The sequence below is a fragment of the Sphingomonas populi genome (genome assembly GCF_004208535.1).
Taxonomy (GTDB): Bacteria; Pseudomonadota; Alphaproteobacteria; order Sphingomonadales; family Sphingomonadaceae; genus Sphingomonas; species Sphingomonas populi.
Genome location: NZ_SGIS01000002.1, coordinates 67,348 through 84,560 on the forward strand (window position 1 = coordinate 67,348; position 17,213 = coordinate 84,560).

Consider the following 17,213-nt stretch of genomic DNA (forward strand, 5'->3'; position numbering starts at 1 on the left):
GGGAACGGGGTTCTGGCCGGATCGTTCTGGCTTCAATCCGATGGAGATGACCGATGCCGTATATCAAGACTCGCGACGGAACCGACCTGTATGTGAAGGACTGGGGCGAGGGCCGTCCGGTCGTGCTGATCCACGGCTGGCCGCTGTCGTCGGACAGTTGGGACGCGCAGGCGCTCGCGCTCGCCGACGCGGGCTTCCGTGCCATCGCGTATGACCGGCGCGGATTCGGGCGGTCGGGCCAGCCGTTTTCGGGCTATGATTACGACACGCTGACCGACGATCTCGCCGACGTGCTCGATGCGACGGGCGCGCAGGATGCCACGTTGGTCGGCTTCTCGATGGGTGGCGGCGAGGTCGCGCGGTACATGAGCCGGCATGGCGGCAAGGGCGTGATCGGCGCCGGGCTGATCTCGTCGGTGGTGCCGTACATGCCGGAGGCCGAGGACAATCCGCACGGCGCGCCGGTCGAGCAATTGACCGAGATCGTCGAGAGCATCAAGCGCGACCGCTACGGGTTCTTCGCGACGTTCTTCAAGCAGTTCTTCGGGATGGGCTTCATCTCCTCGCCGGTCAGCAACGAGGTGCTCGCCTGGGCGCAGCAGACCGCCAATCTCGCCGGGCTGAAGCCCGTCCTGGCGTGTGCGGAATCGTTCAGCTTCACCGATTTCCGGCCCGATCTGTCGGCGTTCAGTGTGCCGACGCTGATCGTCCACGGCACCGCCGACAAGACCGTGCCAATCGATGCGACCGCACGGGTTGCCGCCAAGGCGATCGGCCAGTCGCAACTCGTCGAATATGACGGCGCGCCGCATGCGCTGACGATCACCGAAAGCGATCGCTTCACGCGCGACCTGCTGACCTTCCTCGGCCACAAGCCGACGATCGAAGATGCAGCGACGTTCGAAGAGGAACTCAAGCGCGAGCAGTTGCTCAACCCGCAGCTTGCGCCGATCATGCCGTGATGTGATGAGTGCGCCTGCGGGTAGCCGTAGGTGCATTTTATGATCATCGCCCCGGCGAAGGCCGGGGCCGTTGCGTGTGGATCGGGCGGCTCGCCCCGTTACGCAGCGGCCCCGGCCTTCGCCGGGGCGACGCGATTTCGCGACGGTTATTTCAGCGGGACGATCACTTCGTCCGGGTGCGCGACGTTCAGATCCTTGCGGACCAGTTCGTCGACCATGTCGGGATCGGCGTTCTTCGGGTCGAGCAGCGCGACGCGGTTCTTGAGCACTTCGCGCTGCTTGGTGAGCGAAGCCAACTCCATGCGCTTGCGTTCGAGATGTTTCTCGATGTCGCCATAGGCCAAAGCGCCGTTCGGGCCGATGATCGCGTAGGCGCCGAAGAAGGCGCCCACGGTCAGCAAGGCCGCCGGCGGCCCCGCTTTTCGCAGGACCGTACGGAACGACGTCCGTTTCGGGGTTGTACGCTTTACCATGTCGCGATTCTCGCGCATCGCGACTCGCGGATCAACCCCGAATCAATAGTATTCTTACGATTTGCGTAACTATTTACGCAGCACGCCGCGGCCAGCATACACCGCCGCGTCGCCAAGCTCTTCCTCGATGCGGATAAGCTGGTTGTATTTGGCGAGCCGGTCCGAGCGGGCGAGGCTGCCGGTTTTGATCTGGCCGCAGTTGGTGGCGACGGCGAGATCGGCGATCGTCGAATCCTCGGTCTCGCCCGAACGGTGCGACATGACCGCCGTGTAACGCGCGCGCTGCGCCATCGACACGGCTTCGAGCGTCTCGGTGAGCGTGCCGATCTGGTTGACCTTGACGAGCAGCGAGTTGGCGTAGCCGCCGTCGATGCCGCGCTTGAGGCGCTTGGGGTTGGTGACGAACAGATCGTCGCCGACCAACTGGCATTTGTCGCCGATCAGATCGGTGAGCGCCTTCCAGCCCTCCCAATCGTCCTCGCTCATGCCGTCCTCGATCGAGAAGATCGGATAGCGTGCGACGAGATCGGCGAGGTAGCCGGCCATCTCGTGGCTATCGAGGATCTTGCCCTCGCCCGAAATGTCGTACTTGCCGTTCTTGTAGAATTCGGTCGCGGCGCAATCGAGCGCGATCATCACGTCGTCGCCGGGGGTGTAGCCGGCCTTTTCGATCGACGACATGATGAAGTCGAGCGCGTCGGTGGTGCTGGCGATGTTGGGGGCGAAACCGCCTTCGTCGCCGACCGAGGTGGCGAGGCCCTTGTCGTGCAGGCCCTTCTTGAGCGTGTGGAAAATCTCCGACCCGCAGCGCACCGCCTCGAAGATCGACGACGCGCCGACCGGCACGATCATGAATTCCTGGAAGTCGATCGGGTTGTCGGCATGTTCGCCGCCGTTGATGATGTTCATCATCGGCACCGGCAGGACATGCGCCGAGACACCGCCGACGTACTTGTAGAGCGGCAGCCCGCGCGCATCCGCCGCCGCCTTCGCCACGGCGAGGCTGACGCCGAGGATGGCGTTGGCGCCGAGCCGGCCCTTGTTCTCGGTGCCGTCGAGCGCGATCATCGCGGCATCGACATCGGCCTGGTCTTCGGCGTCAAGGCCGACCACCTCGTCGGCGATGTCGTCGTTGACCGCATCGACCGCGCCCTGCACGCCCTTGCCGGACCAGCGGCTCTTGTCGCCGTCGCGGCGCTCGACCGCTTCATGCGCGCCGGTCGACGCGCCTGAGGGAACGGCGGCGCGGCCGAAGCTGCCGTCTTCGAGCATGACATCGACTTCGACGGTAGGATTGCCGCGGCTGTCGATGATTTGGCGGGCGTGGATGTCGATGATTGCGGTCACGAAACGATCCTTCTATCGTTGGCGTCTGGCGTGCTTGGCGCAGCCTGTATCGGCAATATTCGCAGGCGGCAATTCGTTGCCGTAATGGAACCGCGCCTTGCCCCGCCGGTTGAGGCCGTAATGGATTTAGAAAGGGCATGTCATGGCCGATGAGACCGTAACTGAACCGACCCCCGGCGTGCTGAACGACGCACCGATCGATGGTGAGCCGTCCGCGAAGACCACCGCTGAGGCGGAAACGCCGAACGTGACGCAGACACTGAAGGATGGCGCGGCCAAGCTCGCCAAGGAAGCGACCGACCGGGCGCGGACCTTCGCCGAGGATGGCAAGGCGCGTGCGGGCGGTGCGCTCGACGAGCTGACCAAGATGATTTCGGACGCGGCGGATACCGTCGATGAGAAGGTCGGCCCGCAATATGGCCAATATGCGCGGACCGCGGCCGAGACGATCGGCAGCTTCTCCGAACAGCTCAAGGCCAAGCAGCTCGAGGATCTGATCGAGGATGCCCGTGGCTTCGTCCAGAAAAGCCCGGCGATCGCGATTGGCACGGCGGCGGCGATCGGCTTCGTGCTGGCGCGGCTGGTCGCGTCGGGGCTGAACCCGGACACGGTCGATCAGGCCTGATTGACCAAGCGCGTTTGGGGGAAGCATGGCCGAAGACTCCACCGATGACGGCATCGGCACGCTGATCTCGCGGCTGGTCGAGGACGCCAAGGCGTTCGTGCTCGCCGAGATCGGCGTTCTGCGCGCCCGTGCGCTCAAGGCGGTGGCCGACTATCGCGCCGCCGCCATCCTGGGTGTGGCCGCACTGGTGATCGCGCACGCCGCGATCATCGCGTTGCTGGTCGGCATCATCCTGAGCATCGCGCAGGCGCTTGGGCCGATCTGGGCGACGGTGATCACGGTGGGCGGAGCGCTGCTCGTGGCGGGCGTGCTCGTGTGGATCGCCGTGTCGATCATCAGCAATAAGGGTGCGAAACCATGAGTGATCCCGTCGATAGCGTCGCGGCCGCGCAGGAGCGCGCGCGGCTCGCGAAGATGCGGCTGGAAGGCTCGGTCGCGGCGCTGCGCGAGCGGGTCGATCCGCGCTCCATCGCCAGGAAGGCTGCCGATGGCCTGCGCGAGCAGGGCGAGGCGGCGGCCGGGGCGGCGCTGCGTAACCCCGGCATCGTCGCGGGCGCGCTCGCGGCGGCCGGGCTGCTGATCGCGCGCCGGCCGGTGCTGGCGCTGTTCCGGCGTCGGCACAAGGATACCAAGGCCGCGTCGAAGCATTCTATCACGCATACCGCCCGTGAGGGTACGAAAGGAAAGCCGCAATGACCCAGACCGATGACGCCCTGACGATCGAAGAGTCGGACGCCGCGCCGGCGAAAGCGACCATCCTCGACACGATCGAGACCACGCTGGATTCCGCCAAGGAATCGGCAAACAAGGCGCTGGCGACGGCTGGCGAAGCCGCGCGCGAGACGGCGCGGAAAACCGCCGAGGGAATCGAGGCGAACCCGCTTTCCGTGCTGGTCGGCGGTGTCGCGCTCGGCGTGCTTGCCGGTGCGCTGATCCCGCGCGGCGACCGTGAGACCAAGCTGCTCAAACCCGTCGGCCGCAAGTTGACCGATACTGCGCGCGGCGCGGTGGAAGCGGCCAAGGAGGCCGGCAAGGCCGAACTCGCCGGCATCGGCCTCAGCCGCGCGGCGGCGAGCGATACCGCCGGCAAGCTTCTGATCACCGTACTTACGGCACTCGCCACCGCCGGGGTCTCGGCCGCGAAGGGCGCCAAAGACAAAGAATAAGGCTTTGAAACGGCGCGACAAAAAGGGGATTGCGTCGCGCCGTATTCAGCAACGTTTAGCATGAAACCAATTCCCGCGCGGCGCGTTGGCAGGTAACTGGGGTGGAACCATGAAGGTCTGCTTCGACCATGGGGGCAGAACCGTTTGATCGCGCCGAGTTTATCGACAAGTTGGTTGGCGATCGCGGTAATGGGTGCCGCGCCGCAACAGGCTCAGCCCATGCCGCAAGTCCCGGCTCCGAGCGTCGCGACGCAGTCCGCTGATTCCGCGGCAGAGCAGCCGATCGTGCCCGACTCCGAGTTCGACAAGGCGCTTCCGCCGCTGAGCAGCGACATCAACGCGCCGCTGGAGCCGATGACACTCGAGCCGGTCGGCACGCCGCCTCCCGTGGCTGCGACTCCGCCGGCTGCGACCGCCACCGCCACCGCCACGGCCCCGCCTGCGACGAACCCTGCGACCGCTGTTCCGGCCCCGGCTGACCTCGACCAGCCATTGCCGCCGCTGGCGAGCTTCGACGCGACGCCGCTCGTCACCGTGGCGGACAAGGCCGAGAAGAACCCCGAGATTCGCTACGAAACCGTCGTCACCGGCCTCGACAAGGTCGGCCTAGAAGATGAATTCAAGGCGCATTGGGTGCTCAAGGGCAAGGGCAAAGCCGCCAACGCCGCAGTCGTCTCGGCGCGCGCGCATGAGGATGGGGAGCTTGCCGGGCGGGTGATGCGCGCGGCCGGGTATTACGACGGCACCGCCGTCGGCACGATCGAGACCATTCCCAACGACCCAGGCCGCGTGCGCGCGCTCATCAATGCGACGCCGGGCAAGCTCTATCATCTCGGCACGGTCAAGGTCGATGCGCAGCCGACCGTGCCGCCTGACCTCATCGCCAACGCGCTCGCGCTCAAGACGGGCGATCCGATCGAGGCCGGGCGCGTGCAGGGTGCCGAGGCCAATATCGCGACGGTCTTGCCGCAGAACGGCTATCCGTTCGCCAAGGTCGGCCAGCGGGATATCCTGCTCGACGAACTGACCACCACCGGCGATTACACCCTGCCGATCGACACCGGCGCGCGTGCCTCGTTCGGCGGTTATACGACGACGGGCAAGCTGGCGTTCGACGCGCATCATGTCGGCGTGCTGGCGCGGTTCAAGCCGGGGCAGATCTATGACAGCCGCAAGGTCGATGATCTGCGCCAGGCGCTGATCGCGACGGGACTGTTCTCGACCGCATCGGTCGAGCCGGTCAAGACCGGCAAGCCGGGGCCGGACGGCACCGAGCAGGTCGATCTGCTCGTGCGGCAGGTCGCCGGCCCGAAGCGGTCGCTGTCGGTGAGCGGCGGCTATTCGACCGGGGAGGGGTTCAAGCTCGAAGGCAGCTTCACCAACCGCAACCTGTTCCCGCCCGAGGGCGCGCTGATTCTCAACGTGGTCGGCGGCTCGCAGGAACAGGGTGCCGGCGCGACCTTCAAGCGATCGAACGCTGGCAAACGCGACCGCACGTTCAGCGCGGGCGTGACCGCCGACCATTCGAATTACGATGCGTATAACGCCTTCACCGGCACGGTGTTCGCGCGGATGTCGTATGATTCCACGCCGATCTGGCAGAAGAAATTCACCTGGGCGCTTGGCGTCGAACTGACCGGCACCAACGAAAGCGTGTACGATTTCGGCCGCGCGCGCGACGTGCGGCGCACCTATTTCATCGCCGCATTGCCCGGCCAGGCGCAGTGGGACACCACCGACAGCCTGCTCAATCCCACCAAGGGATACCGCGTCAAGTTGAGCCTCAGCCCCGAGACATCGGTGCAGGGCAAGATCAGCCCCTATGTCCGTTCGCTGGCCGAGGTGAGCGGCTATTATCCGATCAGCGACAGCATCGTGCTGGCCGGGCGGGTTCGCGCCGGCTCGATCGCCGGCATCTCGCGCGACGATCTCGCACCGTCGCGGCGCTATTACGGCGGCGGTGGCGGGTCGGTGCGTGGCTATGGCTATCAGCGGCTCGGGCCGTTCGATCCGACCGGCAACCCGGTCGGCGGGCGCAGCCTCAACGAATTCTCGCTGGAGGCACGATACCGCTTCGGCAATTTCGGCATCGTGCCGTTCTTCGATGGCGGTAACAGCTATGAAGGCGTGTTGCCCAAGGGGCAGGATCTGCGCTTCGGCGCGGGCATCGGCGGGCGGTTCTACACCAATTTCGGCCCGCTGCGCCTCGACGTCGCGACGCCGCTCAACAAGCGCAAGGGCGACGGTTTGATAGCCCTCTACATCTCGATCGGGCAGGCGTTCTGATGGCCAGCGAAGCCCCCTCCGAGCAGATCATCATCGTGCGCGCGCCGCTGTGGCAGCGTATCCTCAAATGGATAGGTGTTGCGCTCGCGGTGCTGGCGCTGCTCGTCGTCGCTTTGGTGTTCGGCATCAACACCCAGCCGGGGCGGCGCTTTCTCGCCGATACGATCGGCGGCTATACGCTCGCGTCGGGCCTGAATGTGACGGTCGGGCGGATCGACGGATCGATCTATGGTGCGATGGTGCTGCGCGACGTGCGCGTGCGCGACCAGCAGGGCGTGTTCCTGACCTCGCCAGCGATCGCGGTCGATTGGCGTCCGTTCGCGTTCGTCAACAACCATGCCGACGTAAAGAGCGCGACCGCGCAGCTCATCACCATGACGCGGATGCCGGCGATGAAGCCGACGCCGACCGATCCCAATGCGCCGACACTGCCGAGCATCGACATCGATGTCGGCCGGCTCAAGATCGATCGGTTCGTGATGCAGAAGCCGGTTACGGGGCAGGCGCATATCCTCGCCATCGACGGGCTTGCGCATATCGCCGACCGGCGTGCGCAGGTGACGGCGAATGTCCTGGCGCTCGCCGGGCAGGGTATCGCGGGGGGCGACCGGCTGGCGGTGAAGCTCGATGCTGTGCCCGACGACAACAAACTCGACATCGATGCCAAGCTCGCTGCGCCGGCGGGCGGCGTCGTCGCGACGATCGGCAAGTTGACCGCGCCGCTCGACCTGACGATCGGCGGCAAGGGAAGCTGGAAAGCGTGGAACGGCAAGATCGCCGGTACGCTCGGCGGCGCCTCGCTCGCCGATCTCACGCTGACCGCCAATGACGGTACGTTCAAGCTGCGCGGTAACGCTCACCCGGGCCTGTATCCGAGCGGCGCGCCCAAGGACACGGCCACCCCGGCCAACCCGGTCGCGCGGCTGACCGCGCCTCAGCTCGACATCGCGCTCGACGCGGTGATGAACAAGCGCGTCGTCGATACCAAGTTGACGCTCCGTTCCGCCGCGCTCGCGCTGGCGGGGCAGGGGCGGCTCGATCTCGCCGCGAGCAAGTTCGGCCAGCTCAAGGTCGATGCCAAATTGCTGACGCCGGGGGCGATCGCGCCCAATCTCAACGGTCGCGACGTGGCGGCGAGCGTGGTGTTCGACGGGCCGTTCGCGACGCCGACCGTCAATTACGTCGTGCAGGGCGCGTCGATCGGTTTTGGCGCGATCCGGGTCGATAACGTCTATGCCTCGGGGCTGTCGACGGTCGATGCCAAGCACATCCTGATCCCGGTTAACGCGCGCGCGTCGCGTGTGGTCGGGCTGAACGCGGCGGCGGGCGGCCTGCTCCAGAACGTCGCGATCAACGGCAGCTTCGCGATTTCGGGCGACAAGGTACTCTCGGACAATCTGCGCATCCGCTCGTCGAAGATCGACGCGACCGCGCTGGTGGTCGCCGATCTTTCGACCGGCACGTATCGCGGTGCGCTCAACGGCAAGGTCAACAATTACCGGGTCGAGGGCTTCGGCATCGTCAGCCTCGCCACCGACGCCAAGCTGGTGACCGCGCCCAAGGGCGGGTTCGGCATCACCGGCCATGTCGTCGCGCGGACCTCGCAGATCTTCAACGAAGGCGCGCGCAACTTCCTCGGCGGCAATGCGATCGTGAAGGCGGATGTCGGCTATGATCCGAGCGGCATCATCACGTTCCGCAACCTCAAGCTCGCCGCGCCCGATTTCTCAGTGACGCGCGGCGAGGGGCGTTACGATCCGGCCGGGCCGTTGCTCGTCAACGCCGATGCCTTTTCGAAGCAATATGGCCCGCTGACGGCGCGGGTGACGGGTACGGCTGCCAAGCCGGTGGTGCTGCTGCGCGCGCCGCGCCCCGGCGTCGGCGTGGGGCTCGTCAATCTCGAAGCGCAGGTGCGCGGGACCGGCTCGGCCTATGCGATCGTGGCGAAGGGCGGCACCGATTACGGGCCGTTCACCGCCGACGTGGTCGCCGCGACCGCGCCGACGCTGACCGTCGATATCCGCCGCGTCCAGTTCGCCGGCGTTGTTGCACAGGGCAAGGTTCAGCAGCTCAAGGCAGGTCCGTTCGCCGGGCGTGTGCAGTTTGCCGGATCGGGCATCGCCGGTGCAGCCGTGCTCGGCGCGCAAGGATCGGTGCAGCGGGCCGACATCGCCGCGACCGCGACCAACGCCAAGATTCCGGGTGCGACCGCGTTCACGATTGGCCGCGCGATCATCAAGGCGCAGGCGATCCTGTATCCAAAGGCGCCGCAGATCATCGCGGATGCGCAGATCGGCAACCTTCGCTACGGCGCGGCGGTCATCACTGCGGCGCGCGCCAAGGTGAATTACGCGGGTGGTGCCGGCACCGCGCAACTGCTCGCCAACGGGTCGAGCGGGGTGCCGTTCCGGCTGGCGGCGAATGCGAAGCTCAGCCCCAAGCTGTGGCTGGCGGCGCTGCAGGGCCAGGCCAACGGTATCGACTTCAAGACCGTCAATCCGGCGCGGATCGCCATCAACGGCGGCAGCTACACGCTCCAGCCGACCCGGATCGACTTCGGCGGCGCGGGCGGTGGGTCGGCGCGGATCGCTGGCAGCTACGGCAAGGGCATGACCGTGCAGGCGCGGCTGGACCGGATGGACCTGTCGATGGTCAACGCGCTGGTGCCCAACCTCGGACTCGGCGGCACGGCGACCGGCGGGGTGGACTTCCGCCAGCCCACCGGCGCGAGCTTCCCGCAGGCGACCGCACGCCTGAACATCGCCAATTTCACCCGGTCGAGCCTTGCCACTGTATCGGAGCCGGTCGGCATCGTGTTCGTCGGCAAGCTGCTGACGGACGGCGGCGACGCACGCGCGATCATCACGCGCGGCGGGACGACCGTGGGCCGGATGGTCGCAACGCTGCGGCCGCTCGGCTCCAGTTCGGGAAGCTGGACGACACGGCTGATGTCGGCGCCGCTGGCGGGTGGTATCCGCTACAACGGCCCGTCGGCGGTGCTGTTCTCGCTCGCCGGTCTCGCCGACCAGCAATTGAGCGGGCCGATTGCGGTGGCGGCGGATTTCTCCGGGCGCGTCTCGGCACCGCAGCTCAACGGGCTGATCCGCGCCGACAATCTCACCTATGACAATGACACTTACGGTACGCGGCTGACCAACATGAAGATCGCCGGCCGCTTCACCAACGACCGGCTCGAAATCACGCAGATGAGCGCGAAGGCAGGCGACGGTACGGTGCAGGCGCAGGGGTCGGTCGGCTTCGCGGCGGATGCGGGCTTCCCGATCAACATTCAGGCGACACTCGACAAGGCACAGCTCGCCAAGAGCGATGCGCTCGGCGCGACCGCGAGCGGCACGATCAAGATCACCAACAGCAAGGCGGCGGGCGGCCAGATCACCGGCGACATCCGCATTCCCAACGCGCGCTACGAGATCGTCACGCAGGGGCAGGCCGAGGTGCTCGAACTGACCGGCGTGCGCCGCAAGAGCGATCTGGTGAAGGCCGCCGCCGGGCAGGCGTCGCCCGCCGCCGCGCCGGTCGGGCTGTTCCAGCTCGACATTCGCGTGCGCGCGGCGGACCAGTTGTTCGTCAGCGGTATGGGGCTGGAATCCGAATGGTCGACGAACATGCGTATCACCGGCAGTTCGGCGAACCCGAAGATCGTCGGTAACGCGACGATCGTGCGCGGCACCTACACCTTCTCGGGCAAGCGCTTCGATATCGATCGCGGCATCGTGCGCTTCAACGGCGGTGCGCTATCCGATCCGCAGCTCGACATCAGCGCGTCCACCACGGTCGATACCGTATCGGCGATCATCGCGATCGGCGGCACCGGCCAGCATCCGCAGATCACCTTCACCTCGACGCCGACGCTGCCGCAGGACGAAGTGTTGAGCCGGCTGCTGTTCGGCACCTCCGTCACCGATCTCTCGGCGACCGAGGCGATCCAGTTGGCCGCAGCGCTCAATTCGCTGCGCGGCGGCGGCGGTGGTCTCAACCCGCTCGGCAAGTTGCGTTCGGCGACCGGGTTCGACCGGCTGCGCATCGTCGGCGGCGACAAGGCGACCGGCCAGGGCACGTCGCTGGCGGCGGGCAAGTACATCACCAAGAACATCTATGTGGAGATCATCACCGACGCGCGCGGCTTCACCGCCACGCAGTTGGAGATCGCGCTGACCAAGGGGCTGAGCGCGCTGTCGCAGGCGGGCACCTTCGGCGGATCGAACGTGAGCGTTCGCTATAAGAGGGATTTCTGATCGGCGCGCGATGACCTATCGCCGCGCCGGTGGAGGCGGGTTTGGCGATAGAACATTTCGACGTGGTGGTGATGGGTGCCGGATTATCCGGGATCGGCGCGGGCTATCATGTGCAGACCGAATGCGCGGATCGCTCTTACGTGATCCTCGAAGCGCGGAGTGCGATCGGGGGCACTTGGGATCTGTTCCGCTATCCCGGCATCCGGTCGGATTCGGACATGTTCACGCTCGGCTATGGCTTCCGGCCTTGGACCGGCGCGAAGGCAATCGCCGATGGCGCATCAATCCGCGACTATATCCGCGAGACGGCGCGCACGTTCGGGATCGATCGCCATATCCGCTACGGCCATCGCATCCGCAGCGCCGCGTGGTCGAGCGCGGATGCGGTCTGGACGGTCGAGGTCGATACGCCGGAGGGCGCGCGCACGTTCACCTGCGCGTTCTTCCTCGCGTGCAGCGGCTATTATGATTATGCGCGCGGGCACACGCCCATTTTCGCGGGTGTGGACTCGTTCGCGGGGCGGATCGTCCATCCGCAATTCTGGCCCGCCGATCTCGACGTGAGCGGCAAGCGCGTCGTCGTGATCGGCAGCGGTGCCACGGCGGTGACCTTGGTGCCCGCGCTGGCGGAGAAAGGCGCGCATGTGACGATGCTCCAGCGTTCGCCGAGCTATGTGGTGGCGATGCCTGCCGAGGATATCTTCGCGCAGCGGATGCGGGCGTGGCTGCCGGCTCGGCTCGCGCACCGGGTCATCCGCGCACGGAGCATATTGGTGCAGATGGCGTTCTACCGGCTGGCGCGCTGGCGCCCCGCCGCCACCCGAACGAAGATCGCGGCGATGGCGCAAGCGCGGCTTGGACCTGACTATGATGTCGCCACGCATTTCACGCCGCGCTACGATCCGTGGGACCAGCGCATGTGCCTCGTTCCCGATGGCGATCTGTTCAAGGCGATCAAAGCAGACAAGGCGGCAGTGGCGACCGACCGGGTGGCGCGGTTCACGCGCGATGGTGTGGCGCTCGAATCGGGGGTGGAGCTACCCGCTGACATCATCGTCACCGCGACCGGACTTGAAATCCTGCTGCTTGGCGGCATCACGCTGTCGGTGGATGGCGAGGCTGTCGATCTCGCCACATGCTACAGTTACAAAGGGGTGATGTTCAGCGACGTGCCGAACCTCGCGCTCGTGTTCGGCTATACCAACGCGTCGTGGACGCTGCGTGCCGATCTCGCCAGCGGCTATGTTTGCCGGTTGCTCAACACGATGCGCCGGCGTGGGATGCGGCAGGTCACGCCGCGGCTCGGCGCTACGCCAGTGTCACCGCTGCCGTTCGTGGATTTCACGTCTGGCTACATCGCGCGGGCGGCGGGCAAGCTGCCCACGCAGGCCGACCGGCGGCCCTGGCGGATGCGCCACAATTACGTGGCGGATATGCTCGGGTTGCGGTTCGGCCAGATCGATCGCGAGCTTGAATTCTCCAATCCGAATTGAGTCGGATCATGATTCGCGCGCGGGAACCGACACGGGCGCGAGGCGTTCCCAAAAAATTACCGCACTGCACAAATGCGTTGCCGCGTTTGTTTGAACGATTAGGGCGGGGGGTGATGGTTCAGGGGTGGCTTTCCGGCATGGCGATTCGTGCGTTTGTCGAGCAGCGTCTCGCCGGCGTGCATGCGCGTGGCATATCGGGCGCGACCGGCTTAACGGTGCCAGCGCCAGGACATCATGATGGCTGCGAGGACGGTTTGTATCCCGCAGCCGCCTTCACCGCATTTCACGCACACCACGTCGTCCTCAGCACAGACGCGACGCTCGACCGGCCGCGTGCCGAATGTCAGGAGACCGCATGACCGAAGATCAGGCCCAGCACTCCGACACCGGACCCGATGACCGCGACGAGGATCGCCGCGCAGATCAGACGCCGGAGCAAAAGACTGCCGGCGAGGATGTGCCGCAGAAGCCGTCGTTGCTCACGCGCCCCTTGTTCTGGTTTGGCGTCATCGGCGTGGTCGCGGTGTTCGCGATCATCGGCACCTTCTACTTCCTCGATGCGCGACAATATGAATCGACCGACGATGCTTTCGTCGACGCGCATATCGTGCGGATCGCGCCCAACGTCGCCGGCACGCTGATTCAGGTCGCCGATCTCGACAATCGTCACGTCACGCCGGGCCGGCTGCTCGCGGTGATCCAGCCCAATGGCCCCGAAGCATCGCTGGCGGAAGCGCAGGCCAACGTCAGTCAGGCGCAGGCGCAGGTCGAGCAATCGCGCGCGCAGGTCGTCGCCGCGCAGGCCGCTGCGGCCAAGGCGGAGGATCAGGCGCGCGGGCCACTCGCCGATGCGCAGAAGGCGGCGCAGGATCTCGCCCGTTACGAAGCGTTGCAGCGGATCGACGCGCAGGCGGTCGCCGGGCAGCAGCTCGATGCGGCGCGCGCCGCCGCACGCTCCGCAGCCGCCGCCGCTGACGCCGCACGCCGCGAGATCACCAGCGCACAAGCGCAGGTCGAGGTCGCAAGACGGCAGGTTGCCGCGTCGGAGGCGGTGATCGGTGCGCGTCAGGCGCAGGTGAAACAGGCGAACGTCACGCTCGGCTATCTGCGGCTCACCGCGCCGGTGGCGGGTCAGGTGGTCAACCGTCAGGTCAATGTCGGTTCCTATGTCGGGCCGGGCACGCAGTTGATGGCGATCGTGCCCGATCACGTCTGGATCACCGCGAACTTCAAGGAAACGCAGCTCCGCGACATGAAGATCGGCCAGCCGGTCGAGATCAAGGTCGATGCGTATCCCGACATCAAGTTCCACGGCCATATCGACTCGGTTCAGCGCGGCGCCGGGCAGGCGTTCGCGCTGTTGCCGGCGCAGAACGCGACCGGCAATTACGTCAAGGTGGTACAGCGCGTGCCGGTGCGGATCGAGTTCGACCGCGGCGACAAGGATTCGCCCGATCCGCGCAAATACCCGATCGGGCCGGGCATGTCGGTCATCCCCACCGTCAAGGTGCGCTGAGCGTGGCGAGCGCGGCCCCGCGCAAGGACGGATGGGATGCGACACGGTCTGCGGCGGGGCCGTACAGCCCGTGGCTGATCGTCGCGCTCATCAGCATCCCGACCTTCATGGAGGTGCTCGACACCTCGATCGCCAACGTCTCGCTCGATCATATCGCCGGTGGGCTGTCGATTTCGAGCGATCAGGCGACGTGGGTGCTGACCAGCTATCTCGTCGCCAACGCGATCGTGATTCCGATCAGCGGCTGGTTGTCCGACGTGATTGGGCGGAAGCGCTATTTCATGATCTCGATCGGCCTGTTTACGATTTCCTCGTTCTTGTGCGGGATCTCGCCGAACCTGACCACGTTGGTGATCGCGCGTGTCTTGCAAGGCATCGGTGGCGGCGGGCTGGCGCCGGTCGAGCAGTCGATGCTCGCCGATACCTTCCCGCCCGCGCAGCGCGGCATGGCGTTCGCCGCCTTCGCGATTGTTGTGGTGGTGGGGCCGGTGTTCGGGCCGACGATCGGCGGCTACATCACCGAATCGGTGAGCTGGCACTGGATTTTCCTCATCAACGTGCCGATCGGCCTGCTGTCGATGATCGCGGTGTACATCTTCGTCGATGAGCCGGAGGCTATCAAGAAGGACCGCGCCGCCCTTATAAAACACGGCATTCGCATCGATTATATCGGCGTACTGCTCGTCGCGCTGGGGCTCGGCTTCCTCGAACTCACGCTCGATCGCGGCGAGCGCGAGGACTGGTTTTCGAGCGGGCTGATCGTCACCACCGCCGCGATCGCGGCGGTGTCGCTGATCGGGTTGGTTCTGTGGGAAAGCCAGCACGACGATCCGGTGGTCGATATCAAATTGCTGCGGAACCGCAATTTCGCGGCGACGCTGCTGGTGATGGGGCTGATCGGTATGATCATGTTTAGCACCACGCAGCTCATTCCACAGATGCTCCAGCAGGTGCTCGGCTACAGTTCGTTCGATGCCGGCCTCGCGCTCACCGCAGGCGGCTTCGCGACATTGGTGATGGTGCCGGTCGCAGGGCGGATGAGCGGGGTGGTGGACGTGCGGGCGCTGCTGTTTCCGGCGCTTCTGCTCCAAGCGTTTGCATTGTGGCACATGTCGCATCTGTCGGCTGACATCAGTTTTCGCGATGCGGCCTTTGCGCGTATGATCCAGGCGATCGGGCTGCCTTTCTTGTTCATCCCGATCAACGCGGTCGCGTATGCGGGGCTGCCGCGCAACAAGACCGCGCAAGCATCGAGCCTGCTCAACGTGGCGCGCAATCTGGGCGGCACGATCGGCATCTCCGCATCGCAATCCATGCTGGCGGGTTCGTTGCAGCGGCACCAATCCGAACTGGTCCAGCCGCTCAATCCGCTCAACGCGAACTACACCGACTGGCTTGGCAAAGCGCAAAGCACGCTCGGGAGCGTCGGCGATACGACGACCCCGCTCGCGGTGCTGTACAGTCAGGTGCAGCGGCAGGCGGCGATGCTCGGGTTCCTCGACGTGTTCCGCTCGCTGATGCTGATTGTGCTGGTGGTCGCGCCGGTGGTGTTTCTGATGCGGCCCAGCAAAACGGGCGGCGGCGGTGGCGAAGGGATGGCGCATTGATCCGAAAATCCACGCTGGCCACTTTGGCGGCGGCGCTGCTGGCGAGCGCCTGTACCGTCGGCCCGAACTATCACGCACCCGATATGCCGGTGCCGGCGAGCTTCTCCGAAGCGCAGGGCAAGATCCCCGGCGTGGGCGTGGACCCGGCGCGCTGGTGGAGCGCGTTTGGTGACCCACAGCTCGACGGCCTCGTCGAGCGCGCGCTGAAGGGCAGTCCGAATATCGCGATAGCCGCGTCGCGCGTGCAGCAGGCGCGACTGTCCGAAGTGGCGGCGCGGGGCGTTGGGCGTCCCACGGTCGATGCTACCGGGAACGCCACACATATCGAGCTGAGCAAGAACAGCGGGATCTCGCAGATCGCGCAGTTGTTTTCGGGTGGTTCTTCGGGCGGCAGCGGGTCTGGTGGCGGGATCGCGCTGCCCGGCACGGGCATCACCACCTATGCGGCGGGGTTCGACGCGAGTTGGGAGATCGATCTGTTCGGTGGCGGTCGTCGTCAGGTCGAGGGCGCGGTCGCGCGGACCGAGCAGGCGGTGTGGAACCAGCGCGACGCGGCGGTGACGCTCGCCGCCGAAGTCGCGCAGGCCTATTTCTCACTGCGGCTCGACCAGACCCAGATCGCGATCGTCACCGATGAAATCGCACGCGAGAAGCGGGCGCTGGCGATTGCCGGCCATGTCGCGCGCGCGGGCCTGGTGCCGCAGAGCGACGTGACACGGCAGCGCGGTTCGCTGACCACGCTGCAAGCGCGGCTGGAGCCGCTCAAAGCGGATGTCCGCACGCGCATCCACGCGCTCGGCATCCTGCTTGGCGAGGCGCCCGAGACGCTCGATGCCGAATTGAGTGCTGCGCCCGGTGCGACGCTGGGTCTGCCGGATGTACCGGCCGGATTGCCGTCGGACCTATTGCGGCGACGCCCCGATATTCGCGCCGCCGAGCGCAACCTCGCCGCCGCGACCGCCGATATCGGCGTCGCGGTCGCCGATCTGTATCCCAAGTTCCAGTTGACCGGCCTGGGCGAGCTGCTCTCCACCTCGCTCGGGAACCTGTTCAGTTCTGACAGCTTGCAGGCGAGCGCGGCTGGCGGCGTGAACTTCCCGCTGCTCGACTGGGGCCGCCGCAAGGCGACCGTCGCGATCCGCAAGGCTCAGGCCGAGGAAGCCTATGCGCAGTATAAGGCGACCGTGCTCGGCGCGCTGCGTGACGTCGAAGACCCGCTCGCCCGGATCGACGCCGAACGCCGGCGCAACGCGGCACTGAAGCGCGCGGTCAAGGACGAGGAGCGCAGCGCCCGGTCGGTCGAGGCGCGCTATCGCACCGGCTTCGTCGCGCAGGACGAACTGCTCAATGCGCAAATCCGGGTCGCCTCGGCGCGCGAACAGGTCGCCGCCAGCGACATGCAATTGCGCGAAGACACCGCATCGCTGTTCAAGGCGATCGGTGGCGGCTGGGAGGAGACCGCGCCGGCAGCGCCGTAGCGCC

14 protein-coding genes are annotated in these 17,213 nt (G+C 66.3%); 12 read left to right on the plus strand and 2 right to left on the minus strand.

Annotated elements, in window-relative coordinates:
* Positions 1 to 53 precede the first annotated feature (53 nt).
* A complete protein-coding gene (locus tag EWE75_RS01675; protein ID WP_130154971.1) occupies positions 54 to 962 on the plus strand; it encodes an alpha/beta fold hydrolase in 909 nt (302 codons plus the stop codon).
* A 146-nt stretch (positions 963 to 1,108) separates the two neighbouring features.
* Here the strand turns inward: EWE75_RS01675 and EWE75_RS01680 are convergent, their stop codons facing one another.
* Positions 1,109 to 1,453 carry an FtsB family cell division protein gene (locus EWE75_RS01680; protein WP_231708149.1) on the minus strand — a complete coding sequence of 115 codons (345 nt, stop codon included), beginning with the start codon at positions 1,451 to 1,453 and terminating at the stop codon, positions 1,109 to 1,111.
* Between the two features lie 51 nt (positions 1,454 to 1,504).
* Complete coding sequence (gene eno / locus EWE75_RS01685; RefSeq protein ID WP_130154972.1) at positions 1,505 to 2,782, minus strand: phosphopyruvate hydratase; 1,278 nt, start codon at positions 2,780 to 2,782, stop codon at positions 1,505 to 1,507.
* Positions 2,783 to 2,924: 142 nt separating this feature from the next.
* Here eno and EWE75_RS01690 point away from each other — a divergent pair, with 142 nt between their 5' ends.
* From EWE75_RS01690 to EWE75_RS01740, 11 genes are all read left to right on the plus strand, one after another.
* Complete coding sequence (locus EWE75_RS01690) at positions 2,925 to 3,407, plus strand: hypothetical protein (protein ID WP_231708150.1); 483 nt, start codon at positions 2,925 to 2,927, stop codon at positions 3,405 to 3,407.
* A gap of 25 nt (positions 3,408 to 3,432) precedes the next feature.
* The gene (locus EWE75_RS01695; protein WP_130154973.1) at positions 3,433 to 3,768 is read left to right on the plus strand and encodes a phage holin family protein; all 336 of its coding nucleotides are present in this window, start codon (positions 3,433 to 3,435) and stop codon (positions 3,766 to 3,768) included.
* Positions 3,765 to 4,103, plus strand: a complete 339-nt coding sequence (locus EWE75_RS01700; protein WP_130154974.1) for a hypothetical protein — start codon at positions 3,765 to 3,767, stop codon at positions 4,101 to 4,103. The genes EWE75_RS01695 and EWE75_RS01700 overlap by 4 nt, the downstream gene beginning before the upstream one ends.
* Positions 4,100 to 4,573, plus strand: a complete 474-nt coding sequence (locus EWE75_RS01705; RefSeq protein WP_231708151.1) for a hypothetical protein — start codon at positions 4,100 to 4,102, stop codon at positions 4,571 to 4,573. The genes EWE75_RS01700 and EWE75_RS01705 overlap by 4 nt, the downstream gene beginning before the upstream one ends.
* A gap of 189 nt (positions 4,574 to 4,762) precedes the next feature.
* Positions 4,763 to 6,859, plus strand: a complete 2,097-nt coding sequence (locus EWE75_RS01710; protein ID WP_130155121.1) for an autotransporter assembly complex protein TamA — start codon at positions 4,763 to 4,765, stop codon at positions 6,857 to 6,859.
* Entirely contained in the window at positions 6,859 to 11,115 is a 4,257-nt protein-coding gene (locus EWE75_RS01715) for a translocation/assembly module TamB domain-containing protein (RefSeq protein ID WP_130154975.1), read from the plus strand. Before EWE75_RS01710 ends, EWE75_RS01715 begins: the two co-directional genes overlap by 1 nt.
* A 41-nt stretch (positions 11,116 to 11,156) precedes the next feature.
* The gene (locus tag EWE75_RS01720) at positions 11,157 to 12,608 is read left to right on the plus strand and encodes a flavin-containing monooxygenase (protein ID WP_345789363.1); all 1,452 of its coding nucleotides are present in this window, start codon (positions 11,157 to 11,159) and stop codon (positions 12,606 to 12,608) included.
* Positions 12,609 to 12,616: 8 nt separating this feature from the next.
* On the plus strand, positions 12,617 to 12,967 hold the full coding sequence (locus tag EWE75_RS01725) for a hypothetical protein (protein WP_130154976.1): 351 nt from the start codon (positions 12,617 to 12,619) through the stop codon (positions 12,965 to 12,967).
* The gene (locus tag EWE75_RS01730; RefSeq protein WP_130154977.1) at positions 12,964 to 14,124 is read left to right on the plus strand and encodes an HlyD family secretion protein; all 1,161 of its coding nucleotides are present in this window, start codon (positions 12,964 to 12,966) and stop codon (positions 14,122 to 14,124) included. Before EWE75_RS01725 ends, EWE75_RS01730 begins: the two co-directional genes overlap by 4 nt.
* Positions 14,125 to 14,126: 2 nt before the next feature.
* On the plus strand, positions 14,127 to 15,731 hold the full coding sequence (locus EWE75_RS01735; RefSeq protein WP_130154978.1) for a DHA2 family efflux MFS transporter permease subunit: 1,605 nt from the start codon (positions 14,127 to 14,129) through the stop codon (positions 15,729 to 15,731).
* On the plus strand, positions 15,728 to 17,209 hold the full coding sequence (locus EWE75_RS01740; RefSeq protein ID WP_130154979.1) for an efflux transporter outer membrane subunit: 1,482 nt from the start codon (positions 15,728 to 15,730) through the stop codon (positions 17,207 to 17,209). Before EWE75_RS01735 ends, EWE75_RS01740 begins: the two co-directional genes overlap by 4 nt.
* Positions 17,210 to 17,213: the final 4 nt, after the last annotated feature.

Bases quoted from the DNA above. Each gene is read 5' to 3' on its own strand.
- EWE75_RS01730 (WP_130154977.1), top strand. From the start codon at position 12,964: ATGACCGAAGATCAGGCCCAGCACTCCGACACCGGACCCGATGACCGC.
- EWE75_RS01675 (WP_130154971.1), top strand. From the start codon at position 54: ATGCCGTATATCAAGACTCGCGACGGAACCGACCTGTATGTGAAGGAC.
- EWE75_RS01715 (WP_130154975.1), top strand. From the start codon at position 6,859: ATGGCCAGCGAAGCCCCCTCCGAGCAGATCATCATCGTGCGCGCGCCG.
- EWE75_RS01700 (WP_130154974.1), top strand. From the start codon at position 3,765: ATGAGTGATCCCGTCGATAGCGTCGCGGCCGCGCAGGAGCGCGCGCGG.
- EWE75_RS01680 (WP_231708149.1), bottom strand. From the start codon at position 1,453: ATGCGCGAGAATCGCGACATGGTAAAGCGTACAACCCCGAAACGGACG.
- EWE75_RS01705 (WP_231708151.1), top strand. From the start codon at position 4,100: ATGACCCAGACCGATGACGCCCTGACGATCGAAGAGTCGGACGCCGCG.
- EWE75_RS01690 (WP_231708150.1), top strand. From the start codon at position 2,925: ATGGCCGATGAGACCGTAACTGAACCGACCCCCGGCGTGCTGAACGAC.
- EWE75_RS01695 (WP_130154973.1), top strand. From the start codon at position 3,433: ATGGCCGAAGACTCCACCGATGACGGCATCGGCACGCTGATCTCGCGG.
- EWE75_RS01710 (WP_130155121.1), top strand. From the start codon at position 4,763: ATGGGTGCCGCGCCGCAACAGGCTCAGCCCATGCCGCAAGTCCCGGCT.
- EWE75_RS01725 (WP_130154976.1), top strand. From the start codon at position 12,617: ATGATTCGCGCGCGGGAACCGACACGGGCGCGAGGCGTTCCCAAAAAA.